Genomic DNA, 26,918 nt, shown 5'->3' with positions numbered 1-26,918 from the left:
ACGTTCAGGATCGGGCCAGCACCGCCATGGCCGCGTTGTGCCCGGGAATACCCGAGACCCCGCCGCCCCGCACGGCCCCGGCGCCGCACAGCAGCACCCGCTCATGCGCGGTCTCCACACCCCAACGACACACCTGATCGGCGTCCGCGGCATAAGGCCACGAAAGATCCCGATGGAAGATGTGTCCCGCGGGCAGCCCCAGTTCGGCTTCGAGATCCAGTGGGGTCTTCGCCTCGACGCACAACCGGCCGTCCGGCGCGCGCAGCACACAGTCCTCGATCGGCTCGGCCAGCACACTGTCCAAAGAGGACAAAGTCGCACGCAACGCCTCGTCGCGCGCGGCATCGTTGCGGCCCTCGAAGAGCCGGGCGGGCATGTGCAGCCCGAACAACGTGAGCGTCTGGACTCCGGCCGCCTGCTCGGCGGGGCCGAGGATCGACGGATCGGTCAACGAGTGGCAGTAGATCTCGCACGGCGGCAGCGACGGGATCCGGCCCACGGCGGCCTCGGCGTAGGCCGCCGCCAGCTGCTCGTAGCCCTCGTTGACATGGAACGTCCCGCCGAACGCCTCTCGCGGATCGACACTCGAATCGCGCAGCCGCGGCAGCCGTGAAAGCACCATGTTCACCTTGAGCTGCGCGCCTTCCGGCGCCTCCGGCGGCTCCTCCCCCCAGCAACCGCGCAAGCGTCCGCGGCGCGACGTTCGCCAGTACGTGGCCGCCACGCACCACGAACTCGTCGTCACCGAGCCGATAGCGCACTGAGCCACCCGGGTCGATCGACAACACCTCGGCGCCGGTCACCAGCCGAGCCCCGGCGGAAGACGCGGCCGACGCGAGCGCCCCGGTCACCGCGCCCATCCCGCCCACCGGCACGTCCCAGTCGCCGGTCTCGTTGCCGATCACGTGGTAGAGCAGGCAGAGGTTCTGCCGGAAATCACCGGCCCCGGCGAAAGTGCCGATCAGCGCGTCGGTCAGGACGACGCCGCGGACGGTGTCGTCGCCGAACAACCCGGTGAGCGTTTCCGAGATCGGCCGTTCGAACAGCGCGTCCCACGCTTCCGGCTCGATCCCCGAGCGCAGCTCCTCCCTGGAGACCAGTGGCTCGGTCAGGGTGGGGAAAGTCCGTTTCGCGACCTGGGACGTCATCGCGTAGAACCGTTGCCACGCCTCGAAGTCCTTTGTGGACCCGGTGAGCGCGGAGAACGACGCCGAAGTCCGGCCGTCGTCGCCCGTGTCGACAAGGAGACCGCCGTCGCCGACCGGCGTGTACGACGACATCCGCCGGCGGCGGAGATCGAGTCCGAGCCCGAGTTCCGCGATGATCTTGCGGGGCAGCAGGCTCACCAGATACGAGTACCGCGACAGCCGGACGTCGACGCCGGGGAACGCCCGGAAGGAGACCGCCGCCCCGCCGACCTCGTCGCGCCGTTCCAGCACCAGCACCGAGCGGCCGGCTCTGGCCAGGTACGCCGCCGCCACCAGGCCGTTGTGCCCGCCGCCGACGATCACGGCATCGTAGGACTCCATCCAAGACCTCCCAGCGAAACGACAGTGCGCCGCGGCCATCGTGACCGCGGCGCACCGCCGTTCGCAAGGACTCAGAAGGTGATGGAGAAGCCTTCGATCGTCCCGCTGTCGAACCGGTAGACGTCACGGACCCGCAGTTTCCAGGTCCCGTTCGCCGGTTCGGACGAGGCGTTCACCGTGTACGACGTGTGCACGCCGCTCGCCTCGCCGATCCCTCCCGCCTGCTTGAGGCCGAACACCGCACCGCTCGGCCCGATCAGGTCTATCGCCAGGTCACCGGTGTAGGTGTGCGCGATGTCGACCTTGACCGGCAGCGTCGCCGACGCCTTGCCGTCGCAGCCTTCCTGCGTCACCGAACTGGTCACCGCGTCACCCGCGTCCGGAATGGACACCGGTGTCGTGTTGGATTTGGCCCCGCACGTCGGGGTGGGGCCACCGCCGCCGATGAACGACACGTTCAGCAGCTTGTTGACCGTGCCGGACGGCAGTCCCTTGAGCACGCCGTCGGAGGCGTTGTTCACCAGCGCGTCCCGCGTCTGCTGCGCGGTGGCACCGGAATTCGCGGCGAGGTACAGCGCCGCCGCCCCGGCCACGTGCGGCGTGGCCATCGACGTCCCGCTCATGTTCGCCGAACCACCGTTGGACGTGGACAGCGACGTGATGTTGCTGCCAGGGGCGAAGATGTCCACGCACGAACTGTGGTTGGAGAACGAGGACTTGTTGTCACTGCTGTCCGAGGCGCCGACCGTGATCGCCTCGGGGATGCGGGCGGGGCTGACGTTGCAGGCGTTCTGGTTCTCGTTGCCCGCCGCCACCACGTAGACGAAGCCCGCCGCGATGGACTTCTTGATGACGTCGTCGCCGAGCCCGACCTGGTCCATCCGCAGGCTCAGGTTCGCCACCGCAGGTTTGGTGCCGTTCGAGGTCAACCATTCGGCCGCGTCGACGATGGCCGAGTCCGGGCCGTTGCCCGAACAGTCGTTGCCGAGCACCTTCAGCCCGACCAGCTTGACCTTCTTGGCCACGCCGTAGGTCTTGCTGCCGATGGTGCCCGCGGTGTGACTGCCGTGTCCGTTGCAGTCCTTCCCGTTGCCGCCCACGAAATCCTTGCCGATGGACGCGCGCCCCTCGTACTCCGGGTTCTCCGGGTTGATCCCGGTGTCGAGGTCGTACGCGGTGACGCCCTCACCCGTGTTCGGGTAGGTGAAACTCTTGTCCAGCGGCAGGTTCTTCTGGTCGACCCGGTCGAGGCCCCAGGTCGGGTTGGTCTGCGTGCCGACGGCACGCGCGGTGCCGTCCTGGTAGACCGCCTTGACCGCCGGGTCGGCCGCGAGCCGCCGGGCCTGCTGCTCGGACATGCCCTTGACGGAGAACCCGCGGAGCACGTTCTTGTACGCCGACCGGACCTCGCCGCCGTAGCGGCCGGTCAGCGCGGCCGAGGACTGCTCGACCGCCATGGTGCCGACCTCGTGGAGCACGACGATGTACTGGTCGCCGTAGTGCTGCTTCGCCTGCACGACAACGCCTTCCGCCGGAGCGGCGAGGGCGTTGCCCGCGGCGAGCGCGGCCAGCGCGGTGGCCGCGACGGCCACCACACCGGCCCGCACGCCGCGGCGCATCAGAGACCCGCCACGTTCAGCAGCTTGTTGGTCGAACCGGAGCCCGGGCTCGTCACGACGCCGTTGGTGGCGGCGTTCGCGAGACCGGAGGCCACGGCGGCGGGGGTCGCCGACGGGTTCGACGTCAGGTAGATCGCGGCCGCGCCGGCGACGTGCGGCGTCGCCATCGAGGTACCGCTCATCTGCTGGGTGCCGCCACCATTGCGCAGGGAGGTGATGCTGGTGCCCGGCGCGAAGATGTCGGTGCAGCTGCCGTAGTTCGAGAACGAGGACCGGCGGTCGTCGCTCTGGGTGGCGTTGACGGTGATGGCCTCACGCACCCGGGCCGGGCTGGTGGAGCAGGCGTCGGTGTTGGAATTCCCGGAGGCCACGGTGTTCGTGATGCCCGCCGCGACCGCGCGGCGCACGGCGGAGTCCACCCCGGAGTCGGCCGGGCCACCGAGGCTCATCGTGAGCACCGACGGGCCCTTCGCGTTCTTCACGACCCAGTCGATCCCGGAGATGATCTGCGAGTACTGGCCGCTGCCCTGGCAGTTCAGCACGCGGACCGAGACGATCTTGGCGCCCTTGGCCACGCCGTAGGTGGCGCTGCCGACCGTGCCGGCGACGTGCGTGCCGTGTCCCTGGCAGTCGCGGGCGTCGCTGTCGTTGTCGATGAAGTCGTACCCGCTGGTCGCGCGGCCGCCGAATTCGGACTGGCGGTAGTCGACCCCGGTGTCGAGGACGTAGACCGTCGCCCCGGAACCGGTGTTCGGGTAGGTGTACTTCTTGTCCAGCGGCAGGTTCTTCTGGTCGATCCGGTCCAGGCCCCAGGTCGGGTTGGTCTGGGTGCCGAGCAGGTGCGCGACCGCGTCCTGCTGGACGAAGTCGACGTTCGGGTCGGCGGCGAGGCGTTTGGCCTGTGCCTCGGTCATCTTCGCCGAGAAGCCGTTCAGCGCGGCGGTGTAGGTCGCCTTCACCTGGGCGCCGTATTTGGCCGCGAGGCCGGCGTCGCCGCTCTTGAGCGAGACGATGTACCCGTCCGTGACGGCCCCCGGCACACCGGCACCGCGGATCTGTCCCTCGGCGGCCGTGGCCGGTCCGGCGAAGGCCACCGTGGCCGCCGCACAGGCCCCGGCCAGCACCGCACCCGCGATCCGGTGACGTCGAAGTTCTCCACGCATTTCCTGAGCTCCGTTCACTCGAACAGGTGGTTCGCGCCGGCGGAGGTCCAGGCCGGCGCCGTGACGTGCAGTCACGCTGGAATCACTTTCGAGTGGCGGGACCTGCGCGAACAAGCGAGGCAATGGTCCGTAGGACTACGTATCTAATGGCGAAATCCCCCGTCCCTACGAAAGTCGGGTGACCGCCCGAGCGGGTTCCGTGATCATCGAAACCGCGCTTAAGCTGCGTTCACTCGAACGGTGTGGTTCGTGAAGCGGGGGTGACCCGGCATGGTGATCGGTGGCTGCCGACGCAGGACGAGTTCGCCGGTACTCGTCGGCCGTGAGGCGGAATTACGCGAGCTCCTCGACGGCGCGTTGCGCTCGCCGTCGGTGATCATGCTCGAAGGCGAAGCGGGGGTGGGCAAGACCCGGCTCGCCACCGAACTGCTGGCCTGCGCCGAACTGGCCGGACGGCCGGTCCTCACCGCGACCTGCCAGCCGCTGCGCGAGCCTTTCCCGTACGGCGTGATCTTCGACGCGCTGAAGGACGTCCGCCCGGCGCGTGAGCTCAGCCCGGTGACCGGTGTCCTCGCGCCTTACCTGCCCGAGCTCGCGGCATTCCTGCCTCAGCCGCCGCCGCGGCCGTCCGATCCGAGGACCGAACGCCACCAGCTCTTCCGCGCCGTCCGGGAACTGCTCGGCTCGCTGGGCCCGCACGTCCTGCTCATCGAAGACCTCCACTGGGCGGACGACGGTTCCCGCCGCCTGCTGCGGTTCCTGATGACCGAACCGCCCGCGGGCCTGACGCTCCTGCTCACGTACCGGCGCGAGGAGACTCCCGGCGGCATCCCGCTCGGCAGCGCCTACCGGCCCGCTCCCGGCACCGCGCACGCGCTCGTGACCCTCCGGCCGTTGGACCGCGACGGCGTCCAGGCACTGGTTTCGGCCCTGCTCGGCGAAGCGAACGTCTCCGCCGAGTTCGCCGCGCGGCTGCACGAGCGGACCGCGGGGATCCCGTTCGTGGTGGAGGAGATCGTGCACGCGATCGGCGGCGTCGAAGGCGCGGTGCACGCCGACGGCGCGACCGCGCGACGTCTGCTCGACACCGTCGAAGTCCCGGCGCTGCTGCGGGAAGCGACGGTCGAACGCCTCATGGCGCTGCCGCCCGCCGCCCGGCGGATCGCCGAGGCCGCCGCCGTCCTCGGCACACCGTCCACTTCGGACCTGCTGGCCGCCGTGGCCGCGCTCACCCCCGAACGCGCCCGCCGCGCGCTGGTCCTCGCGCTCGAACGCAACGTCCTCGTGGAGTCCGGAGAAGGCAGGTACGGGTTCCGGCACGCGTTCGCCCGGCAAGCCGCGTATCTCACCATCCCCGGCCCCGATCGCCAGGAACTGCACCGGCGGGCCGCGCGGCTGCTGCGCGACCGCCTCCCGCAGTCCTTGGTGCGGCTGGCCGAGCACTGCCGGAAGGCGGGAGACCGCGCCGGTGCCCTGAAGTACGGCGAAGCCGCCGCGGATCAGGCGTCGACGGTCGGCGATCTCGCCACCGCGACCGATCTGCTCCGCACCCTGCTCGACGAGCCGGGCCTTCAACCGTCCGATGTGGACAGACTCGCGGTCAAGTTCAGCTCGGTGGCGTGCAACGGACTCGCGCAGACCGAAGTCGTCCCGGCGCTGGAGCGGCTGCTCACCGACGGCAGGCTGTCCGGGCGCCTGAGCGGCGAGGTCCGGCTGGGGCTCGGGCTCCTGCTGGTGCGCCAGGCGGGCGGGCTGGAGGCGGCGCGGACCGAGATCGAGATCGCCGTCAACGACCTCTCCGACCGGCCCGATCTGGCGGGCCGCGGGATGGGCGTCCTCGCCCAGCCGTGGGTCGGCGCGACCCCGCTGCGGGAGCACCGGCGCTGGATGGACCGGGTGGACGAGCTCATCGACCGGGCGACCGACCGGCGATTGAAGATCATCCTGCTGGCCAACAACGCGGCGTCACGGCTGCACATCGGGGACACACGCGGCTGGGACATGCTGGACCGGGCGCCCACCACCGCCGGTTCCGCCGACGAACAACGGCATCTGGCGCGGCTGCACTGCAACAGCGCCGACGCCTGCGCCTGGACCGGCCACCACCGGCGGGCCAGGAGCCTGCTGCGCAGCGGGATGCAGCTCGCCGCCGACTGCGGTGCGCCGTACGTCGTCAGCACGGCCCGCGCCACGGCCGTCCACACCGACTGGCTCACCGGGAACTGGGACGGCCTCGCCGAACGGGCCGGCGCGCTGATCGACGAGTACCGCGACCTCCTGCCGGTGACCAGCGAACTGTGCCTGGTGCTGGGCCTGCTCGCCGCCGCGCGCGGCGAATGGGACGAGGCCGCGGCCCGGTTCGCCGGTACCGCGGCGGATCAGCCCGAGAACGCGTTCACCCCGGTCGCGATCGCCGCGCACGCCGGGATGGCGGGCATGCTGCTCGCGCAGGATCTCGGCGAGGCCGCCGTGACGCAGGCCGAGAAGGGGCTGGAACTCTTGCGCGCCAAGGGTGTCTGGGCCTGGGGCGCCGATCTGGTGATGGCCGCCGTCGACGCGTATTGCGCCACGGGGCGGGACGCCGAGGCGCAAGCGCTCACGGACGAGTTCGAACGCGAGGTCGGCGACCTCGACGCACCGTCGACCCGGGCCGCGCTCGCCGCGAACCGCGGGCTCGTCGCGGCGTCCCGGGGCGACCACGCGGAGGCGATCGAGGCCTTCGAGCAGGCGCGGACCCGCTTCGAGGCGCTCCCCGCGCCCTATCACGCGGCGCTGATCGCCGAACGGGCCGCGCGCTGCCGCCTGGCCCGCAACGAGGACGTCGCAGAGACGTTCGCGTCGCTAGCGGAGACTTTCGACCACCTCGGCGCGACGCGTGACGCCGCGCGTTGCCGCCACGCCTTCCGGTCCACCGGCGCCGTCGCCCCCTCGCGGCGCGGCCGCCGGGGTTACGGCGACGAGCTGTCCCCGCGGGAGCGCGACGTCGCCCGCCTGCTGGCCGCGGGGCACACCAACCGGGAGATCGCCGAGGTGCTGTTCCTGTCCCGGCGCACGGTGGAACAGCACGTCGCGAGCGTGCTGCGGAAGCTGAAGGTGCGGTCGCGGAGTGAGCTGGCGGGGCTGCGGTCGGCGTAGCGATCAGCAAGTACATGAAGGCCCCCTTCCTTGCGCCAGACGCAAGGAAGGGGGCCTTCATGTACTTGGCCGCACCGGGAATTAAATCGGTTGCGGTCGTCCAGGTGGCGAGGGATGATCGTCCGCGATCCGGCAGGGAGCCGGTGGATGCGACAGGGAGGTGCCTCGTGCTGATGACTGTCCGGGGCCTTGGCCGCCCCCATCCACTCGCCCCTCGCGGCTGAGCGCGGAGCCACGACGCTCGCCCGGTGGGGCATCCCTGATCTAGGAGAACCCACCAGTGCGCAAGCACGATCTCGAAGAGTCTTACGAACAACGTCCTCGCCGTACCCGTCGTGCCCGTTTCGACGACGAACCCGAACCCACCCGAGGCGGACGGCTCACCGAAGCCGAACGCGTCCGCCTCGCCCGGTTGCGGGAGGACGCCTACACCGAGACCGCCATCCCCGACGGCGCCGACCGCTGGAGCACCTGGGGAGAAGCGGAGCAAGGACCGCTGCCGCGCCCGGACTGGGTGATCACCGAACTGGCGGCGGTCGACACCGAACTCGGCATCCTCAAAACCGGCAAGGAGGCGGACGTCCACCTCGTCCGGCGCAACCTGCCTGGCACCGAGGGCACCGTGCTAGCCGCCAAGCGGTACCGCAGCGGCGAGCACCGGCTGTTCCATCGTGACGCCGGCTACCTCGAAGGCAGGCGGATGCGGCGTTCGCGGGAGATGCGGGCGATGGAGTCGCGCAGCAGCTTCGGCCGCAACCTCATCGCCGAACAGTGGGCCGTGGCCGAGTTCGGCGCGCTGAGCAGGCTCTGGTCGGTCGGCGCGCCCGTGCCGTACCCGGTGCAGCGCGACGGCACCGAACTGCTGCTGGAATTCCTCGGCGAGGGCGAGACGGCCGCGCCGCGGCTGGCACAGGTCCGGCCTGAACCCGACCAGTTGCGGGAACTGTGGTTCCAGACCTCGGCGATGCTGGAACTGCTGGCGTCGCAGGGGCTCGCGCACGGTGACCTCTCGGCGTACAACCTGCTCGTGCACCGCGAACGGATCATGGTGATCGACCTGCCCCAGGTGGTCGACATCGTGGCCAATCCCGGCGGGCTGGAGTTCCTCGCGCGGGACGTGCGCAACATCGCGACCTGGTTCCACTCGCGGGGGCTGCCGGAGCGGCTCACGGCGGTGCCGGAGCTGATCGAGGAGTTGCAGGAGATCGCCGGCCTCCGCTGACCGTCCACAGTGTCTCGATGGGTCTTCCCCGGCACGATCACGCCGGGGAAGACCCCGCCGTGGAGACCCTGCCCACAATCGGTCCCTCCAGTTGGGAGGCCGGATAACGGTCCGGTACAGTAGTGACAGACCGCAACCGGCGGCGTGGATGAGTTGGTGTCCGTCGCCTCCAAAGCCAACCGAATGGCTCGCGGTATCCGTATCAATCCATTGGCGCGCGGTGTCACGCAGACGCGGTGTGCCGGGTTCGTCCCTGTGAACGCCCATCTGTGCACACCATCTTGCCCTGCCTGCGTGCGGGCAGCCCGGGCCTCCTTGCGACGTGCCACGTCCGAGAGGCATTTGTGACAGTCACGTTCAACTCCGGCCACGTCTCACCGTCGGCGCGTCAGCACCGCAAGCCGCGCACCCGCCCCGCGGGTGACGCGATGCTGCGTGAAGACGCCGTCGAGACGGTCAAGGCGAAGACCTGGGCGGAACTCGGCCTTCCCGACCCGCTGCTGCGGGCGCTGGCCGACGCCGGTATCACCACCCCGTTCCCGATCCAGTCGGCGACCATCCCCGACGCGCTCGCCGGTCGCGACGTGCTCGGCCGCGCCCAGACCGGTTCCGGCAAGACCCTGGCCTTCGGCCTCGCGATGCTGACCCGGCTCAACGGCGGCCGTGCCCGTCCGAAGCACCCGCGCGCGCTGATCCTGGTCCCGACCCGCGAGCTGGCCATGCAGGTCGCCGACTCGCTGACCCCGCTGGCCAAGTCCCTCGGCCTGTGGTGCCGCACCGCCGTCGGCGGTATGGCCTTCACCCGCCAGGCCGACGCGCTTTCCCGCGGTGTCGACCTGCTGATCGCCACCCCCGGCAGGCTGTCGGACCACGTCCGCCAGGGCACCGCGTCGCTGTCCGACGTCAACTTCGTCGCGCTCGACGAGGCCGACCAGATGGCCGACATGGGCTTCATGCCGCAGGTCCGCGAGATCCTCGACCTGACCCCGGCCCGCGGCCAGCGCCTGCTGTTCTCGGCCACCCTCGACGGTGACGTCGACCGGCTGGTCCGCGCGTACCTGACCGACCCGGTCACGCACTCGGTCGCCCCGTCGACCGCGAGCGTCACCACCATGGACCACCACGTGTTCCAGGTGTCGCACCAGGACAAGCAGGACATCATCACCGAGATCGGCGCCCGTGAGGGCCGCACGATCATGTTCGTCCGCACCAAGCACCACGTGGACCGCCTGACCGAGCGCCTGCGCGAGAAGGGCGTCCACGCGGCCGCCCTGCACGGTGGCAAGACCCAGGGCCAGCGCAACCGCGTCCTCGCGGACTTCAAGGAGGGCTACGCGCCCGTCCTCGTCGCCACGGACGTCGCCGCGCGCGGTATCCACGTCGACGACATCTCGCTGGTGCTGCACGTCGACCCGGCCGCCGACCACAAGGACTACCTGCACCGCGCCGGCCGCACCGCGCGCGCCGGGGCGTCCGGTGTCGTGGTCACGCTGGTCACCCACGACCAGCGCCGCATGGTGCGCCGGATGACCGACCGCGCCGGCGTCCGCGCCGAGCAGACCACGGTCCGCCCGGGCGACGCCGAACTCGCCCGCATCACCGGTGCGCAGCAGCCCAGCGGCGAGCCGGTCGTCGAGCGTCGTCGTGAGTCCCCGCGTCGCGGCGGTGGCCGTGGCTACGGTGGCGGCGACCGCGGTTACCAGGGTTCGCGCGAGGGTCACGGTCACCGCGAAGGCGGCCGTCCCGGTGGCTTCCGCGGCCGCCCGCGTCGTGGCGAGGGCGGCGGCGGCAACGGCCGTCCGCAGCGTCCGGGCGGACGCCCGCGTCGCAGCTACGACAGCTGAGGTAATCCCGGCCAGAAGTACATGAAGGCCCCCTTCCTTGCGCCTGGCGCAAGGAAGGGGGCCTTCATGTACTCGCGGACGGCGGATGGGAGACTGCGGGACGTGACTTCTCCCGGCCCCGCCTCCCAGAACCTCCCGCCCGACCAGGTCTTCGACTGGCTCGACGTGGAGGCTGAGAAGCGGGCCGAGGCCGGGCTGGTGCGCAAGCTGCGCATCCGGCAGGCGCAGGAGCCGGAGCTCGACCTCGCCGGAAACGACTACCTCGGGCTCGCCAGGGACAAGCGCGTCGCCGGTGCGGCGGCCGCGGCCGCGTTGCGCTGGGGCGCGGGGGCGACCGGCTCCCGGCTCGTCTCCGGCACCACCGAGGTCCACGCCGAACTCGAGCACGAACTCGCCCGCTTCTGCGGCACGCAGGCCGCGCTGGTCTTCTCGTCCGGTTTCACCGCGAACCTCGGCGCCGTCACGGCCCTGTCCGGCGCGGATTCCGCGATCGTCACGGACAAGTACATCCACGCCTCGCTGATCGAGGGCTGCCGCCTGTCCCGGTCGGACATCGCCGCCGTCGCGCACAGCGACCCGAACGCCTTCAAGCACGCGCTGGCGACCCGCCGCAAACCGCGCGCCCTCGTCGTCACCGATTCCGTGTTCTCCGTCGACGGTGACATCGCCCCGTTGGAGCAGCTCGCCGGTGTTTGCCGGGAGCACGGCGCGTCGCTGCTCGTCGACGACGCGCACGGTTTCGGCGTCCTCGGCGAGGGCGGCCGCGGCGCCGTCCACGCGGCGGGGCTCTCCGGCGCGCCGGACGTCGTCACCACGATCACGCTGTCGAAATCCCTTGGGGCGCAAGGCGGAGCGGTGCTCGGACCGCGTCGCGTGATCAAACATCTCGTCGACACCGCGCGCAGTTTCATCTTCGACACCGGGCTCGCGCCCGCCAGTGCCGCCGCCGCGCTGGCCGCCCTCACCGCGCTGAAGGCCGAGCCGGAGCTGGCCACCAAGGTGACCGAAGCCGCGGGAAACCTTGCGATGCAACTGAAATCGGCGGGTTTCCGGGTCGGTCTCCCGGACGCCGCGGTGATCTCGGTACAGGCGCCGTCCCCGGAGTCGGCCGTCGCGTGGGCGGCCGCGTGCGCCGATCAGGGCGTGCGGGTCGGCTGCTTCCGGCCGCCGTCCGTGCCCGACGGCATCTCCCGCCTGCGCCTGACCGCGCGGGCCGACCTCACCGAGGCCGACGTGGACCGCGCGGTCGCCGTGATCACGGCCGCGGCGCCTCCCGGCGCCACATCGTGATGTGCGGGATCCCGTCCTCCATGAACTCTTCGCCTTCGGCCACGAAACCGTACTTGGCGTAGAAACTCGTCGCGTACGTCTGCGCGTCGAGGACGCACGGCGCGTCCCCGATCCCCGCGAGGGCGGTCTCCATCAGCCGTCCCGCGAGCCCTTTGCCGCGTGAGCGGACGGCCGTGCATACCCGGCCGATGCGGAAGGTGCCGCCGGCGTCCTGCAACACCCGCAGGTACGAGTCGACGGCGACGGAACCGCCGACCCAGAGGTGCCGCGTGCCGGGCAGGAGGTCGCGTCCGTCGATCTCGTGATAGGCGCAGTCCTGCTCGACGACGAACACGTCCACGCGCAGGCGGAGGATGCCGTGCAGCTGCGCGGCGGTGATCTCGTCACCGGCGACGGACAGCGGGAACGACGAGGTCTCGATGATCGGGGTGTCGGTGCTCACGCCCACTTGTTAGCACATCGGACGTGAAGAAGGCATCGATCAGCCGATCAGGCCCCGGTTCTTCTGCTGGGAGATCTCGTTCGCGAAGTGGGAGACGCGGGTGTAGACGCCGGGTTTGCCCGCCTTCGCGCAGCCTTCGCCGAACGACACGATCCCGATCAGCGTGTCCCCCACCATGAGCGGTCCGCCCGAATCGCCCTGACAGGCGTCGACGCCGCCCTCGTCGTAGCCGGCGCACACCATGTCGCTCGGGTCGTAGCCCGAGTACGCGGTGCGGCAGGTCTTGTCGCTGACCACGGGGACGACCGCGCTGCGCAGGTAGTCCGACCGCGCGCCGCCGTCGGCGACCCGGCCCCAGCCGAGGACCGTCGCCTTCGTGCCTTCCTGGTACAGGTCGGCGTTGCCGTTGTCCGCGACCTTCGCGGGCCGGTACGGCAGCTGACCGCTGACCGTCATCACCGCGATGTCGTCGCCCTTGCCGGGATCGCCGCTGTAGTCGGGGCTGACCCAGATCCGCGAGACCCGCAGCTCGACGCCGTCGCGCGAACGCTTGTCCTCGCGACCCGCCACCACGCGGACGTCGGCGCGTTTGACCGCGACCGCGCAGTGCGCCGCCGTCGCGACCGTCGTGGAGCTGACGATCACCGCGCCGCAGTACTGGTTGCCGCCGCGATCGGCCAAGTAGACCGCGTACGGATACTGCGAGACCGAAGCCTTGCCACCGCCCACGATCCGCGGCTGGGCGGCCTGCTCCGGGCCGCTCACCGCGCTGTCGTCCGCCGACGCGCTGTTGACCGCGACCGGCACCATCACCGCCGTCGCGAGGACCGCTCCGACCGCGAGCAGCAGCGTGCGACGTGACTTCTTGGGCATGTTCTGTCCCTTCACCGGGGCGTACGTACGGTCAAACCCTGGGAAGTCATTCGACTCCAGCGCGTACACGAGCGATCGCGAATACCCTAATCGGAGAAAGCCCGATGCGGTGTCACTGAAACGGGTGGAACTGTGCTCACCGAACGCAGCTGTCACCCTGGACGTCGTGCGGGCTACGGCGACGATTCTGGCGGCTACGGCCCTTCTGCTCTTCTCGTGTTCGAGCCCGGCCGTCACCGGCGGCCCGGCACAAACCTCTTCGGCGGCAACGACTCCGACGACCTCGGCCCCGCCACCCACCCCCGTCTGGCAGGTCGGCGCGAAGCCGCTTCCCTTGCGCCGTGACGGTTTCGGGCAGATCCTCCCGACTCCTCCCGTACTGGCGAACCGTTCCCTGCCGACCGCCGACCTGCTGCCCCCGCCCGCCGGGAACCGGTTCGCGGGCACGGTGAATCCCGTTCCCGCAGGGGTTCTCGCGCGCAGCACGTGGCAGCCGGCCTGCCCGGTCACGGCGGGCGAACTGCGCTATCTCACGTTGTCGTTCTGGGGTTTCGACGGCCGCGCGCACACCGGGGAAATGCTCGTGAACGCGTCGGTCGCGAACGCCGTCGTCACCGTGTTCGGGCAGTTGTTCGCCGCGAAGTTCCCGATCGAGGCAGTAGACGATCAAAAGAGGGGCGCGTGACCGCTCCCGCCGAACTCACCGCTCCCCCGACGGGTGACGGGAACAACACCAAGGGCGACCTCGTGCTGCCCGAGCTCGCGTCGGCGTATCTCGACCGGGAAAACCGGCGGCCGGGGATGATCACCGCCGGGGACCCGACCGTGGCCGCCTTCGCCGCGATCGGCTGGACCTGGGGCGGCACGTGGACGACGCCGAAGGACCGGATGCACTTCAGCGCCAACGGGCACTGACCGGGAACAACCGCTCGCCGTGACAAGTTGGCTAGAGTCGGAACCACCCGCTCCCCCGCCGCAAAGGAAGACAGCGTGCCCCACTACGACCTGGTGATCGTCGGTACCGGATCGGGCAACTCGATCCTCGACCCGCGTTTCGCGGACTGGAACACGGCGATCGTGGAGAAGGGCACGTTCGGCGGCACCTGCCTGAACGTGGGCTGCATCCCGACGAAGATGTTCGTGCACGCCGCCAACGTCGCGGCCACCCCCGCCACGTCGTCGAAGTTCGGCGTCGACGAGGAGCTGACCGGCGTCCGCTGGCGCGATGTGCGCGACCGGATCTTCGGCCGGATCGACCCGATCGCCGCCGGCGGCCGGGAGTACCGCGTCCAGCACGAGGACAACAAGAACGTCACCGTGTACGAGGGCGAAGGCCGCTTCACCGGGCACAAGGAACTTCGGGTGAGCTACTCCGACGGCCGCCCTGCCGAGACGATCACCGCCGACAAGTTCGTGCTCGCCGCCGGCGGGCGGCCGGTGATCCCGGACGTCCCCGGCCTCGCCGAGACCGGCTACCACACCTCCGACACGGTGATGCGGCTCGACGAGCTGCCGTCGAGCATCGTGATCATCGGCGGCGGGTACATCGCGGCCGAGTTCGCGCACGTCTTCGCCTCGTTCGGGGTGAACGTGACCGTGGTCAACCGGTCCGGCGCGCTGCTGCGCTCCGAGGACGACGACGTCAGCGCCCGGTTCACCGAACTGGCCTCGCAGCGGTTCGACGTCCGCCTCGACCGGAAGACCGTCCGCGCGCGCAAGACCGCGTCGGGTGTCGCTCTGGATCTGGAGGGTCCGGAAGGCGCCGAAACCGTCGAGGCCGACGTGCTCCTGGTCGCGACCGGCCGCACCCCGAACTCCGACCTCCTCGACGTCGCCGCCACCGGCGTGACCACGGGTGAGCGCGGGCACGTCGTGGTCGACGAATACCAGCAGACCGTGGTCGACGGGATCTACGCCCTCGGCGACCTCTCGTCGGTCTACGAGCTGAAGCACGTCGCGAACCACGAGCAGCGCGTCGTGCAGCACAACCTGCTGCACCCGGACGAGCGGATCGAAGCCGACCACCGGTTCGTCCCGCACGCGGTCTTCACCTCGCCGCAGGTCGCTTCGGTCGGGCTGACCGAACGCGAGGCGCGCGAGCGTGGCGTGTCGTACGTGACGTCGCACCAGGACTACGCGGGCATCGCCTACGGCTGGGCGATGGAGGACACCACCGGCTTCGCGAAGCTGCTCGCCGACCCGGCCACCGGGCAGCTGCTGGGCGCGCACATCATCGGCCCGCAGGCGTCTTCGGTGATCCAGCCGCTGATCCAGGCGATGAGCTTCGGTCTCGACGCGAAGAGCATGGCGCGCGGGCAGTACTGGATCCATCCGGCGATGCCGGAACTGGTCGAGAACGCGCTGCTGAACCTGCCCCTGGACTGACCCCCGCCGCATTTAGTCCTCTGAATGCGCTCCCCGGACGCCCGGGTGAGGCGCATTCAGAGGACGAAACGCGCCAGTCAGACGACGCGGTCGCAGGCGCGGGCCCCGTTCCGCGCCGCCAGCTCGCCGACTGCGTTCCCCGTGGTGTCCGAGACGGCCATCAGGGCGGGCGAGCGGGCCCCCTCCCCCGAGAACCGCTCGCCCGCCTCGACGTACCGGCGGATCGCCGCCAAGAACTCCTCCCGCGCCGATGCCGCCCCTCCTGGCACCGCACGGACCCCCATCGCCCCCTTGAGGACGTCCTTGGCGTCGTCCACCTTCACCGCGACGTAGTGCTGCCACTTGCGCAGCTCCGTCGCGGCCTCCCCCTCCGGATCCGGCCAGTAGCGCTGGATCTCGGCGCCACTGTCCTTCCACACCCGCACGCACACCCGGTCGACGGCGCGGTAGAACTCGTGCGGCGAGAGCACGGCGGGCGCCCGCTCCGGCACCACGGCGACACACACCGCGGCGAAACACGCCAGAGCCGAGCCGTACGCCAGTCCCTCCACCACGCCGACCCCCAGGATCGAGTTTTTGAACAGGTTCAACTCGCTCAGGTTATGGCTCCGCCCCGGGACGGGTCAAGAAGTTTTTTGAACGCGTTCAGACGAAGCGGCGACGACCGGCGAAGGCACCGAAGGTCATCTGGGCGGCGAAGACCACGAGCATCATGATCCAGGGAACGGTCCAGCCGTGGGTGAGATCGTGAAGCAGCCCGAAGAGGAACGGCCCGACGGCCGCCATCAGGTAGCCGATGCCCTGCGCCATCCCCGACAGCCGCGCGGTGTCCTCGCCGGTGCGCGCCCGCAGCGCGATCACCGTCAGCGCGAGCGAGAAGACGCTCATCCCGAGCCCGATCAGGAGACACCAGAGCAGAGGCGAAGCGGCGGGCGCGACCATCATGCCGACCATGCCGACGAAGCCGGGAACGCCCAGCCCGACGATCCACGGGCTCTGGCTCTTGTGCCGGGCGGCCATCGGCGCCACCACGAGACTGATCGGGACGGCGATGAGCGAGATCAACCCGAGCAGCAGCCCGGAATCACCCTTGCTCACCCCCGCGTCGATCATCACCTCCGGCAGCCAGCCCATCACGACGTAGGCCAAAAAGGCCTGAGTGCCGAAGAAAAGCGTGACCATCCACGCAAGGGGGCTACGCAGGAGCGATCGCCCGCTACCCTGCTTGCCTGCCTCGGCAACGGGCGCACGTCCCGCACCGCGGGCTGCGAGAATCCAGACGAGGAGTGCGAGCACCGCCAAGACCGACCAGGCGCCGAGACCTTGGCGCCAGCCGCCGAACGCGTTCTCCAAGGGAGGGGTGAGCGCGGACCCCAGGGCGCCCCCGCCCTGCAGAGCGGCGGTGTACACGCCGGTCATCATGCCGACACGTGCCGGGAAGGAGTCCTTGATGACGACCGGGATCAGTACGTTCGCCAAGGCGATTCCCGCCGTGGCGACCAGGGTTCCCCCGAGCACGACGTACGGTCCGTCGATCACGCGCAGCACCAGGCCGACGGCCAGCACCGAAAGCGCGGACGCGATGGCCGCGCCGATGCCGAACCGGCGGGCCAGCAGTGGCGCGGCGAGTCCGGCGGCGGCGAAACAGAGGCCCGGGAGCGTGGTGAGCACGCCGGCCCAGGTCGCCGTGGCGCCGAGGTCGTCGCGCATTTCGCCGAGCATGGGGCCGATACTGGTGATCGCGGGCCGCAGATTGAGGGCCACCAGGATCACCGCGACACCGAGCAGGACGCCGCCGGTGATCACTCCCGGCCGCCACTCCGTTTCGATCGAGCCTTCGAGTTCAAGGCTTTCGTCGAACGGGGCCACGGATTCTCGAGAGTCGACACGCACGTCGGCTAGTATCACATACATAGGATGATTGGATGAAGGGACAACGCTGTGCCATTGGCCACCACGCGCCGTGCCGGCCTGGTCGATCAGGTCATCGAGCAGCTGCGTGACGCCGTCACGCAGGGAGAATGGCCCATCGGTCAGCGGATTCCGACGGAACCTGAGCTGGCCGGGCAACTCGGCGTCGGACGCAACACCGTCCGCGAGGCCGTTCGCGCGCTCGCGCACACGGGGCTGCTCGAGGTCCGCCAGGGCGACGGAACCTACGTGCGGGCGACGAGCGAGGTCTCGGGCGCCATCCGGCGGCTCTGCGGTTCCGAACTGCGCGAGGTGCTGCAGGTGCGGCGCATCCTCGAGGTCGAGGGCGCCCGGCTCGCGGCCGTGTCGCGGACCGAGGAGGAGGTCGTCGAGCTGCGGTCCCTGCTCGAACGCCGCAACGCCGAGCTGCGCGACGGCCATTGGGAGGACTTCGCCCGCCTCGACGCGGAATTCCACTTCGCGGTCGTCCAAAGTGGACATAACGCCCTGCTGACCGAGATGTACCGCGGGCTCACCGAGGTGATCACGGCCAGCGTGGCCGCCACGTCGAACGTGACGCCGGGGCGCGAGTACCTGCCGGAGATAGGGCACGAAGGCCTCGCCGAGGCCATCGCCGACCGCGACGCCGACCGGGCAGCCAGCGAGGCGTGCGGTTTCCTGGACGAACTCCTGGCCAGGGTGGAGCAGGACGAGAGCTGAAGGGGACTTTCCCCACATAGGACGCAGCAAAGGGGCCCTTCACCGCATCGCATGCGGTGAAGGGCCCCTTCAGCCCGCCTACGGCAGGGTGAGGATCTCCGCGCCGTCCTCGGTCACCACGAGGGTGTGCTCGAACTGGGCCGTCCACTTCTTGTCCTTGGTGGTGACGGTCCAGTCGTCGGCCCAGATGTCGTAGTCGATGGTGCCGAGGGTGATCATCGGCTCGATCGTGAAGGTCATGCCCTGCTCGATCACCGTCTCGACGGACGGCTCCTCGTAGTGCAGGACGGTCGGCGCGGTGTGGAACGCCGGCCCGACACCGTGGCCGGTGAAGTCGCGCACGACCCCGTAGCCGAACCGCTTCGCGTACGCCTCGATGACGCGGCCGATGACGTTGAGCTGCCTGCCGGGGCGGACGGCCTTGATGGCGCGCATGGTCGCCTCACGCGTGCGCTCGACCAGCAGCCGCGCCTCCTCCGAGACGTCACCCGCCAGGAACGTCGCGTTGGTGTCGCCGTGGACGCCGCCGATGAACGCGGTGACGTCGATGTTGCAGATGTCGCCGTCCTCGATCACCGTCGAATCCGGGATGCCGTGGCAGATCACCTCGTTGAGCGAGGTGCAGCACGACTTCGGGAACGCGCGGTAGCCCAGCGTCGACGGGTACGCGTGGTTGTCCAGCAGGAACTCGTGGATCACCTTGTCGATGTCGTCGGTGGTCGCACCGGGCTTGACGGCCTTGCCGCCCTCCTCCAGCGCCTGCGCCGCGATCCGGCCCGCGACCCGCATCGCCTCGATGACCTCGGGCGTGCGGACCCCGTTGCCCGTGTCGCGTTTCGGCGCCGGCCGGTCGACGTACTCGGGACGGGCGATGCTGGCGGGGACGACTCGCCTCGGCGTCTGGACGCCGGGCTTCAAGGGGGAGCGAACGGACATGGGCCCAGCCTACGACCTGGCGGCTAACCGAGCCCCGTCAGGAAGCGCTGCGCGGCCTCGACCGCGGGCCTGGACGTCCCCGCGTCGGTCGTCAGCACCGCGAAGGCCAGGTCCCCGGTGTAGCCGACGAACCAGCCGTGCGCGTGCGTGCCGTCGCCGAACTGCGCCGTCCCGGTCTTGCCCCGGACGTCCGGCAAGGGCTTGAGCAGTGTCGCCGTGCCGTCGGTGACGACTTCGCGCATCATCCCGCGGAGGGCGTCGAGCACCTCCGGCTTGATCGGTTTGCCGAGCCCGGACGACGTGGTGGCCATACCCCGCACCAGTGTCGGCACCGGGACCTTCCCCGACTGGACCGTCGCGGTGGCGACCGCCAGCCCGAACGGGCTCGCCACGACGGTCCCCTGGCCGAACCCGTTCTCCGCCCGCTGCGCGACGGTGTTCGCCGGCGGTGACGAACCGGTGATCGTCGTCAGGCCCGGGATCACGAAGTCGGCGCCGACGCCGAGGTCGCGCGCGGCGTCGGTCAGGGCGGCGGGAGGCAGGTCGGTCGAGAGCTTCGCGAACGTCGTGTTGCAGGACTTGGCGAACGCCGTGGACAGCGGGACGACGCCGAGGGCGAACTTGCCCTCGTTCGGCACCGTCCGGTTCTCGAAGGTGGCCGTGCCGGGGCAATCCACCGGGCTGTCCGCCCGCACCGAGCCCGCGGACAGCGCCGCGACGGCGGTGGCCATCTTGAACGTGGAGCCCGGCGGGAAGCGGCCGGTGAGCGCGATCGCGCCCTGCGGGTCGGCCGGGGCGTTCTGCGCCACCGCCAGCAGTTCGCCGGTCGACGGCTGGATCGCGACCAGCGCGGACGCCGTCGGGACCGGGGCGAGCGCCCGTTCCGCCGAACCCTGCGCCTTCACGCTCAGCGTGCTGACGACCGCGGGCGCCGGTTTGGGGTGTTCGGAGTGCAGGTCGACGATCTCGCCGCCACCCGTGTCGAGCGTGACGACGCGCCAGCCCGCCGAGCCCTCAACCTGATCTTCGACGAGCGACCGGACCACGGGCAGCACCTGCTTGCCGAAGTTCTTGTCGTCCGGCAGCAGCCTTTCCTGCTGGCTGAACCGGACACCGGGCAGGTCGTAGATCTCGGGCTTCACCTCTTGGTAGCTGTTCGCCCGCAGGCTCACCACCGGATAGCCGGAGCCGGGTTTGAGCGTCTTCACGCCGTCGCGGATCGACTGGCCGGTCACCGACGGCTCGAACCGGTTGAGCGCCGCGCCGAGTTTGTCGGTGACGGCCACCAGGTCGCCCGCCTTCGCCGGGTCGAGCACGACGCTGACGACCGTCTGCGGGCGCAGCAACGGCATCCCGTCGCGGTCCAGCACCGGCGCGAGATCCGGCGGGTCGGCCTTCAGCGCGATGCTCTGCTGCGCGGCCAGCTGCGGATGAAGGACGGTCGGCAGCCAGCGCACCTTCCAGCCGTCCTGGGTGGAATGGAGCTGCGCGTCGGCCTTGTACGTCCAGACCCGGCCGCGCGGGAGGTTCCAGGTGAGCCGATAGGTCGCCGTCGCGTTGTCCGCGCCGGACGAGTGCCGGACCTCGTCGGCCGCGACCTTGATCGACTCGGGGGAAAGCGCCTTCCTCGTCATCTCCACCGAGGACCGCGCGGCGTCCGGCGAATCGGTGAAGAAGGCAGCGGCGGCGACGTCACCGGAGGCGAGCCCGTCGAGGAAACCCGTGATCGCGTCTTCGGGCCCGGAATCGGCGAAGAGCCCGCACCCGGCGGCCGAGAGGCCCACCACCCCCGCGAGCACGACGACGGCGACACGACGACCTGCTTGCATGCCCCGGATCCTGCCAGTCCGGGCACTGTCCACCCTGGCGCAACGCCGATCTAGAACAGAACCGTCGCGTACTGCCCGACCTGCTGGAAGCCGATCTTGCGGTAGGCGGCGAGCGCGGGGCTGTTGTAGGCGTTGACGTACAGGCTGGCCGTGCGGCCCATCCCGCGGACGAGCCTGGTCACCACGGACGCCGTCCCGGCGGTGCCGAGACCGCCGCCGCGGCGTTCCGGATGCACCCAGACACCCTGGATCTGGCCGACCGTGGAGGACATCGCGCCGATCTCGGCCTTGAAGACGACCTCGCCGTCTTCGAACCGCGCGAACGCGCGGCCGCCGGCGATCAGCTCCGCGACGCGGGCGCGATATCCGGCGCCACCGTCACCGTTGCGGGGGTCGACGCCGACCTCCTCGACGAACATGGCGATCGCGGCCGGGAGGTACCGGTCGAGTTCCTCCGGGCGCACCGCGCGGACCAGCGGATCGGCGGCGACGGACGGGATCCCGTCGAGCGCCATCAACGGCTGGTCGTGCCGGACTTCCCTGGCGGGGCCCCATTCCGGCTCGAGTTCGTCCCACAGCCCCAGTACCTGCTCGGCCGGGCCGACGAGCGACGAGCAGCTCCGCTGACGGCGCAGGGCGCGATCGGCGAAGGAACGCAGAGCGGAGGCGTTGCCGCGCAACGGGATCAGATTCGGCCCGGAGAAGCACAGCCCTTGGAGCCTGCCCGCGCGCACCGGACGGGAATCCGCGGCCCAGAGCTCGCCACCGAGCCGCCAGGGGTCGAGACCCGCGGTCTCCACCCTGGCACTGACCATGCAGCTGCCGACCGGGTCTGTGGCGAGCGCGGCACGGACCGCGGGATAGTCCCGATCATCGAGCAGCCGTGCACCTGCAAGCCGCAACACCACTCCAGGGTGCCAGATGAGCGGCACAAACGGAACGCAAGCTTCACGACACGCTGAGAGAACTTCGGCAGGTCGGGGCCGCCAAGTGCCATGAAAGGTCCTTTCCTTGCAAAATTTGCGAGGAAAGGACCTTTCCTAGCGTGGTCTCGACCACTCGGCCGGACTCAGCCGACAGTGACGGTCGGCTCTCCCTCACCGATCGTCTGGCCCGACTCCTCGGCGATGCGCATGGCCTCTTCGATCAGCGTCTCGACGATCGCGTGCTCCGGCACGGTCTTGATGACCTCGCCCTTCACGAAGATCTGGCCCTTTCCGTTACCCGACGCGACACCGAGGTCGGCCTCACGCGCTTCACCGGGACCGTTGACGACGCAGCCCATGACCGCGACGCGCAGCGGGACCTCCATGCCCTCCAGGCCGGCGGTGACCTGCTCGGCGAGCGTGTAGACGTCCACCTGCGCACGGCCGCACGAGGGGCAGGAGACGATCTCGAGCTTGCGCTCCTTGAGGTTCAGCGACTGCAGGATCTGGATCCCGACCTTGACCTCTTCCACCGGCGGTGCCGACAGCGAGACGCGGATCGTGTCGCCGATACCCTGCCGCAGCAGCGCGCCGAACGCGACGGCCGATTTGATGGTGCCCTGGAACGCCGGGCCCGCCTCGGTGACCCCGAGGTGCAGCGGGTAGTCGCACTGCTCGGCGAGGATCTCGTACGCGCGTACCATGACCACCGGGTCGTTGTGCTTCACGGAGATCTTCACGTCGTAGAAGTCGTGCTCGGCGAACAGCGACGCCTCCCACAGCGCCGACTCGGCCAGCGCCTCCGGGGTCGCCTTGCCGTACTTGTCCATGATCCGCTTGTCCAGCGAACCCGCGTTGACGCCGATCCGGATCGGGGTGCCGTGGTCCTTCGCGGCCTTCGCGATCTCCTTGACCTGATCGTCGAACTTGCGGATGTTGCCCGGGTTCACCCGGACCGCGGCGCAGCCCGCCTCGATCGCGGCGAAGACGTACTTCGGCTGGAAGTGGATGTCGGCGATCACCGGGATCTGCGACTTCTTCGCGATCGCGGGCAGCGCTTCGGCGTCGTCCGCCGACGGGCACGCGACGCGCACGATGTCACAGCCCGCAGCGGTGAGCTCGGCGATCTGCTGCAGCGTCGCGTTGACGTCGGAAGTGAGCGTGGTGGTCATCGACTGCACCGAAATCGGGTGCTCGCTGCCGACGCCCACCGGCCCGACCTGCAGCTGTCGGGTCTTACGACGCTCGGAGAGGACGGGAGGGGGAAGCGCTGGCATACCAAGAGCGACAGTCACGCCGTCAAGCGTACCTACCCCGATCGGCGGACATCCACGACGTCAGCCGTCACGGTGAGCAGCATTACCTGGGCAGCCCAATGATGCTGACAGCGCGCTCCGTCGCCGTCCTCCCGCGTCACTGAAACAGCTTGACCGGGTTCACGATGTCGGCGGTGACGGTGAGCAGGGTCACCGCGCCGCCGATGAAGACGAGCACCATCGTGACCGCGGACAGCTTCGTGTAGTCGACCGGTCCGCCCGCCGCCTTGCCACGCAGCTTCCGGATCCAGTCGCGGACCCGCTCGTACCAGACGACCGCGATATGCCCGCCGTCGAGCGGGAGCAACGGCAGCAGGTTGAACACGCCGATGAAGAAGTTCAGGCTCGCCAGCAGGAGCACGAAGATCTCCCACAGGCCGCGCTCGGCCGCCTCGCCACCGATCCGGCTGGCACCGACGACGCTGACCGGGGTGTTCGGGTCGCGCTCGCCGCCGAAGATGGAATCCACCACCGCGGGGATCCGCGACGGGAACTCGATCAGCCGCTTGGCGGTCTCGGAGAACATCGTGCCGGTGAAGCTGAGCGTCCCGCCGATGGCGTCGACCGGGCCGTAGGTGAGCAGCGGCGGCGCGGTGTTCTGGATCGGCGAGGCGCCGATCATGCCGACGTCCTTGACCGTGGTGTTGTTGGAACCGTCGGCGACCAGCCGCTGCACGCGCGGCACGTCGACGGTCAGGTTCAGCCGCTGCCCGTTCCGTTCGACCACGAACGGCGTCGGGCCGCTGGCTACCTGGACGGCCGCCAGCATCTCGCGCCAGGTCTTGATCGGCTTGCCCGCGACGGAGACGACCTTGTCGCCCGCCTGGAGACCGGCGGTCTTCGCGGGGGTCGGGGCGTTCGGCGGGCAGGTGGTGTCGTTCAGCTGCTCCACCGTGGTGGCCGCGCGGGCGCAGGACGTGGCGCTGATCACGGCTTCGGTGGGAGCGGCCTGCGCGGCCGGGTTCGGCAGGCCCATGGTGACGGCCATCAGGTAGAGAATGACGAAACCGAGGATGAAGTGCATCGCCGAGCCCGCCGACATGACGACGGTGCGCTTCCAGGTCTTGAAGCGCCACATCGCGCGCTTCGACTCTTCCGGGGTGACCTCGTCGAGCGCGGTCATGCCCGCGATGTCGCAGAACCCGCCGAGCGGGATCCACTTCACGCCGTACTCGGTCTCACCGCGGCGGAAGGAGAAGATCGTCGGCCCGAAGCCGATGAAGTAGCGCCGGACCTTCATGCCGAAGGCCTTGGCCGCCCACATGTGACCGGCTTCGTGCAGGGCGACGGACAGGCAGATACCCAGCGCGAACAGCACGATCCCGAGAATGAACCAGAGCACGCGCTACTTCCCCTTACCGATCAGCGCACCGGCACGCGCGCGAGCCCAGCGCTCGGCAGCTAGTACGTCATCCACGTCGCGAGGTTCGCGACGCCATTCGTCGGCGGCTTCCACCACCTGGGCAATAGTGTCCACAATCGAGGTGAAGCCGGTGTTCTGTGCCAGGAAGGCGGCCACCAGCTCCTCGTTCGCCGCGTTGTAGACCGCCGGGACGCAACCGCCCACGGTTCCGGCGTGCCTCGCGAGCTCGACGGCCGGGAACGCCTCGTTGTCCAGCGGCTCGAAAGTCCAGCTCGCGGGCTTGTCCCAGACGCACGCGGCCGCGGCGCCGGGCACGCGATCCGGCCAGTGCAGCGCCAGCGCGATCGGCAGCCGCATGTCGGGCGGGCTGGCCTGGGCGATCGTCGAACCGTCCACGAAGGTCACCATCGAGTGGATGATCGACTGCGGGTGGACGACCACGTCGATGCGGTCGGTCTCGATGTCGAACAGGAGCTTCGCCTCGATCAGCTCCAGGCCCTTGTTGACCAAAGTGGACGAGTTGATCGTGATGAGCGGGCCCATCGACCAGGTCGGATGCGCCATCGCCTGCTCGACCGTGACGTCGGCCAGTTCCTCGCGCTTGCGCCCGCGGAACGGGCCGCCCGAGGCGGTGAGCACCAGCCGGGCGACCTCGGACTCGCGGCCGGCGCGCAGGGCCTGCGCGATCGCGGAGTGCTCGGAATCCACCGGGACCAGCTGTCCGGGTTTGGCCGCGGCCAGGACCAGGGGGCCGCCCGCGATCAGCGACTCCTTGTTGGCCAGCGCGAGCGTGGCGCCGGTGGCGAGCGCGCGCAGGGTCGGCGGGAGGCCCTGGGAACCGGGAAGCGCGTTGAGCACGACGTCGACAGGGGTGGCGTCGATCATCTCGACGACCGCGTCGGCCCCGGCGAAGATGCGCGGGAGCTTGAAGTCGCCGCTGGAGTAGCCGCGCTTCTGCGCCTCGGCGTACAGCGCGAGCTGCAGGTCTTCGACGGCCGTCGGCCTGCTGATGGCGACGGCGTCGACCTGGTGCGCCAGGGCCTGCGCGGCCAGCGCGGCGGGGTCGGAGCCGCCCGCGGCGATCCCGGCGACCCGGAACAGCTCCGGGTTGCGGGCCGCGACGTCGAGGGCCTGGGCGCCGACCGATCCGGTCGAACCGAGCACGAGCACACTTCGCGAGGTAGTCATCGGGGCTCATTGTCGCTTGGGGCCCGTCGGGCGCGTGCAGCCAGGTGTGGGATCATTCGCGGGCAAGCGAACCATCGGGTTTTGAGGAGTTGATCGTGGCGAGCAAAGCGGTCGAAAAGCGCGGCCGGGTGGGCGTCGACACCGTCGACCCGCGCGACGAGCCGTCGGCCGAGTGGGGCTGGCACGGTTCCTTCCCGAAGGCGACGCGGATCGCGGGCTGGCTGAGCGCGATCATCCTGCTGGTGATGCTGTACGGCAACCACCACGGCTGGACCGAGAACCTGTGGCTGATCGGCCTGTCGCTGCTGATGATGTTCGGGCTGGTGCTCGACATCCGCAAGCAGCGCACGGCCTGGCGCAAGTAGCTCCTTCACGGCTCAATGGCCCCTGTCCACCTTCGTGGGCCGGGGCCATTCGCCGTTCTGGGACCACAGCTCGTTGACGATCTTGACCGCGTCGTCCGCCTCGACCCCGTAGCGATGCCGGTACTTCGCCGCCGGCCGCTGGATCGCCGCGGCGACCTCTCCGATGGCGACGTTGTTCCACGAGTCGTTCGGGTAGAACTGCCGCATCACGGCGAGGAACCGGCCGGTCGCCCAGACCGGATCGGTCCGCTGCTCGAAACTCCCCCAGCTCGCGCGCTGCTGGAAGAGCCCGACCGAGTCGCCGAGGCCGCCGTCGAGGTTGGCGATGCTCGACTCGACGATCACCGTGGCGATCGCGATGGCCGCCGCGCGATCGTTGAGCCCCTGTCTCTGGACGGTCTCGACGATCACTCTGGCGCACGAGGTGTTGTACGGGTTCATGTAGCCGCGCATCTTGGTGGCGAGTTGCTGGTTGAGGCTTTGGGCGGAGTCGGTGTCGTCGGCGGACACGCCCGCTTGGACGCACGGCAGGGCTACGTGTTCGACCTGGTCGGGCCGGATCTCGGTGGGCGGGAGCAGGACGAGGGAAAGGGCGAGGTACGCGGCGGTGAGTGAGCTCAGCATGCGTTGACCGTTCGGTGCGGTGGGTCGTGAGTGGCGATTCGTGTTCTAACCCGAATCGCCACTCACGACCACCTGGACCGAGGGCTCACCGCCACGCTCACCCGCCCGAAGTACATGAAGGCCCCCTTCCTGTACCTAGGTGTACTGCCCCGGGAGGTTGTGAACGGGGAGACACGTAGTCAGATGATCTTGGAATGAGGGAGGGCCTCCGGGTTCGGTGTGGATTGCGACATCTACC

22 protein-coding genes and 1 pseudogene are annotated in these 26,918 nt (G+C 70.0%); 9 read left to right on the top strand and 14 right to left on the bottom strand.

The features are described 5' to 3' along the window. Window positions 1-4: 4 nt before the first annotated feature. The 3 genes and pseudogenes from ACSMFO_RS37535 to ACSMFO_RS37525 form a co-directional block, all read right to left on the bottom strand. Window positions 5-1,529: pseudogene (locus ACSMFO_RS37535) on the bottom strand (phytoene desaturase family protein). A gap of 71 nt (window positions 1,530-1,600) precedes the next feature. After that, window positions 1,601-3,148, bottom strand: a complete 1,548-nt coding sequence (locus ACSMFO_RS37530) for a S8 family serine peptidase (protein WP_436462223.1) — start codon at window positions 3,146-3,148, stop codon at window positions 1,601-1,603. Then, window positions 3,148-4,311, bottom strand: coding sequence for a S8 family peptidase (locus tag ACSMFO_RS37525; protein ID WP_436462222.1), 1,164 nt, complete (start codon window positions 4,309-4,311; stop codon window positions 3,148-3,150). The genes ACSMFO_RS37530 and ACSMFO_RS37525 overlap by 1 nt, the downstream gene beginning before the upstream one ends. 270 nt (window positions 4,312-4,581) lie before the next feature. On the opposite strand from ACSMFO_RS37525, the gene ACSMFO_RS37520 reads away from it, so the two are divergent. The 4 genes from ACSMFO_RS37520 (at window position 4,582) to ACSMFO_RS37505 (ending at window position 11,802) form a co-directional block, all read left to right on the top strand. Further along, window positions 4,582-7,446: an ATP-binding protein gene (locus tag ACSMFO_RS37520; protein ID WP_436462221.1), complete on the top strand. Its 2,865-nt coding sequence runs from the start codon at window positions 4,582-4,584 to the stop codon at window positions 7,444-7,446. Between the two features lie 280 nt (window positions 7,447-7,726). Next, window positions 7,727-8,668: a serine protein kinase RIO gene (locus ACSMFO_RS37515; RefSeq protein WP_037342368.1), complete on the top strand. Its 942-nt coding sequence runs from the start codon at window positions 7,727-7,729 to the stop codon at window positions 8,666-8,668. 344 nt (window positions 8,669-9,012) lie between these two features. Next, entirely contained in the window at window positions 9,013-10,512 is a 1,500-nt protein-coding gene (locus tag ACSMFO_RS37510) for a DEAD/DEAH box helicase (RefSeq protein ID WP_436462220.1), read from the top strand. Window positions 10,513-10,614: 102 nt separating this feature from the next. Then, window positions 10,615-11,802, top strand: coding sequence for an 8-amino-7-oxononanoate synthase (locus ACSMFO_RS37505; RefSeq protein ID WP_436462219.1), 1,188 nt, complete (start codon window positions 10,615-10,617; stop codon window positions 11,800-11,802). Here the strand turns inward: ACSMFO_RS37505 and ACSMFO_RS37500 are convergent. Continuing rightward, on the bottom strand, window positions 11,768-12,250 hold the full coding sequence (locus ACSMFO_RS37500; protein ID WP_436462218.1) for a GNAT family N-acetyltransferase: 483 nt from the start codon (window positions 12,248-12,250) through the stop codon (window positions 11,768-11,770). The genes ACSMFO_RS37505 and ACSMFO_RS37500 overlap by 35 nt on opposite strands. A 33-nt stretch (window positions 12,251-12,283) precedes the next feature. Next, window positions 12,284-13,117, bottom strand: a complete 834-nt coding sequence (locus tag ACSMFO_RS37495; protein ID WP_436462217.1) for a S1 family peptidase — start codon at window positions 13,115-13,117, stop codon at window positions 12,284-12,286. Between the two features lie 166 nt (window positions 13,118-13,283). On the opposite strand from ACSMFO_RS37495, the gene ACSMFO_RS37490 reads away from it, so the two are divergent. The 3 genes from ACSMFO_RS37490 to ACSMFO_RS37480 all read left to right on the top strand — a co-directional run bounded on the left by ACSMFO_RS37490 (window position 13,284) and on the right by ACSMFO_RS37480 (window position 15,502). Then, the gene (locus tag ACSMFO_RS37490) at window positions 13,284-13,802 is read left to right on the top strand and encodes a hypothetical protein (RefSeq protein WP_436462216.1); all 519 of its coding nucleotides are present in this window, start codon (window positions 13,284-13,286) and stop codon (window positions 13,800-13,802) included. Beyond that, the gene (locus ACSMFO_RS37485) at window positions 13,799-14,032 is read left to right on the top strand and encodes a M15 family metallopeptidase (protein WP_436462215.1); all 234 of its coding nucleotides are present in this window, start codon (window positions 13,799-13,801) and stop codon (window positions 14,030-14,032) included. Before ACSMFO_RS37490 ends, ACSMFO_RS37485 begins: the two co-directional genes overlap by 4 nt. Before the next feature lie 75 nt (window positions 14,033-14,107). Continuing rightward, the gene (locus ACSMFO_RS37480) at window positions 14,108-15,502 is read left to right on the top strand and encodes a mycothione reductase (protein WP_436462214.1); all 1,395 of its coding nucleotides are present in this window, start codon (window positions 14,108-14,110) and stop codon (window positions 15,500-15,502) included. A gap of 77 nt (window positions 15,503-15,579) precedes the next feature. On the opposite strand, the gene ACSMFO_RS37475 is transcribed toward ACSMFO_RS37480, so the two are convergent. Together ACSMFO_RS37475 and ACSMFO_RS37470 are read right to left on the bottom strand one after the other, a co-directional pair. Then, window positions 15,580-16,092, bottom strand: a complete 513-nt coding sequence (locus tag ACSMFO_RS37475) for a hypothetical protein (protein ID WP_436462213.1) — start codon at window positions 16,090-16,092, stop codon at window positions 15,580-15,582. A 55-nt stretch (window positions 16,093-16,147) separates the two neighbouring features. Next, window positions 16,148-17,395 (bottom strand): CynX/NimT family MFS transporter, encoded by a 1,248-nt coding sequence (locus ACSMFO_RS37470; protein ID WP_073849030.1) that lies wholly within the window; start codon window positions 17,393-17,395, stop codon window positions 16,148-16,150. A gap of 48 nt (window positions 17,396-17,443) precedes the next feature. On the opposite strand from ACSMFO_RS37470, the gene ACSMFO_RS37465 reads away from it, so the two are divergent. Further along, window positions 17,444-18,133, top strand: a complete 690-nt coding sequence (locus ACSMFO_RS37465; protein ID WP_436462212.1) for a FadR/GntR family transcriptional regulator — start codon at window positions 17,444-17,446, stop codon at window positions 18,131-18,133. A 78-nt stretch (window positions 18,134-18,211) separates the two neighbouring features. Here the strand turns inward: ACSMFO_RS37465 and map are convergent, their stop codons facing one another. From map to dxr, 6 genes are all read right to left on the bottom strand, one after another. Continuing rightward, window positions 18,212-19,069, bottom strand: coding sequence for a type I methionyl aminopeptidase (map, locus tag ACSMFO_RS37460; RefSeq protein ID WP_436462211.1), 858 nt, complete (start codon window positions 19,067-19,069; stop codon window positions 18,212-18,214). A 23-nt stretch (window positions 19,070-19,092) separates the two neighbouring features. Next, entirely contained in the window at window positions 19,093-20,898 is a 1,806-nt protein-coding gene (locus tag ACSMFO_RS37455) for a penicillin-binding transpeptidase domain-containing protein (protein WP_436462210.1), read from the bottom strand. A 50-nt stretch (window positions 20,899-20,948) separates the two neighbouring features. Beyond that, window positions 20,949-21,803 (bottom strand): GNAT family N-acetyltransferase, encoded by an 855-nt coding sequence (locus tag ACSMFO_RS37450; RefSeq protein WP_038509958.1) that lies wholly within the window; start codon window positions 21,801-21,803, stop codon window positions 20,949-20,951. A gap of 164 nt (window positions 21,804-21,967) precedes the next feature. Beyond that, window positions 21,968-23,119, bottom strand: coding sequence for a flavodoxin-dependent (E)-4-hydroxy-3-methylbut-2-enyl-diphosphate synthase (gene ispG / locus ACSMFO_RS37445; RefSeq protein ID WP_073849032.1), 1,152 nt, complete (start codon window positions 23,117-23,119; stop codon window positions 21,968-21,970). 118 nt (window positions 23,120-23,237) lie between these two features. Beyond that, entirely contained in the window at window positions 23,238-24,482 is a 1,245-nt protein-coding gene (locus ACSMFO_RS37440) for a M50 family metallopeptidase (RefSeq protein ID WP_037342355.1), read from the bottom strand. 3 nt (window positions 24,483-24,485) lie between these two features. After that, window positions 24,486-25,691: a 1-deoxy-D-xylulose-5-phosphate reductoisomerase gene (dxr, locus tag ACSMFO_RS37435; protein ID WP_038509954.1), complete on the bottom strand. Its 1,206-nt coding sequence runs from the start codon at window positions 25,689-25,691 to the stop codon at window positions 24,486-24,488. Between the two features lie 95 nt (window positions 25,692-25,786). Between dxr and ACSMFO_RS37430 the strand changes: the two genes are divergently transcribed. Then, complete coding sequence (locus tag ACSMFO_RS37430) at window positions 25,787-26,056, top strand: DUF2631 domain-containing protein (protein ID WP_037342353.1); 270 nt, start codon at window positions 25,787-25,789, stop codon at window positions 26,054-26,056. A 12-nt stretch (window positions 26,057-26,068) separates the two neighbouring features. Here ACSMFO_RS37430 and ACSMFO_RS37425 read toward each other — a convergent pair whose 3' ends face one another. Beyond that, a complete protein-coding gene (locus ACSMFO_RS37425; protein ID WP_436462209.1) occupies window positions 26,069-26,680 on the bottom strand; it encodes a hypothetical protein in 612 nt (203 codons plus the stop codon). Window positions 26,681-26,918: the final 238 nt, after the last annotated feature.

This window comes from Amycolatopsis sp. w19 (assembly GCF_051373225.1).
GTDB lineage: Bacteria > Actinomycetota > Actinomycetes > Mycobacteriales > Pseudonocardiaceae > Amycolatopsis > Amycolatopsis japonica.
This window is presented reverse-complemented; position numbering and strand designations above follow the sequence as displayed.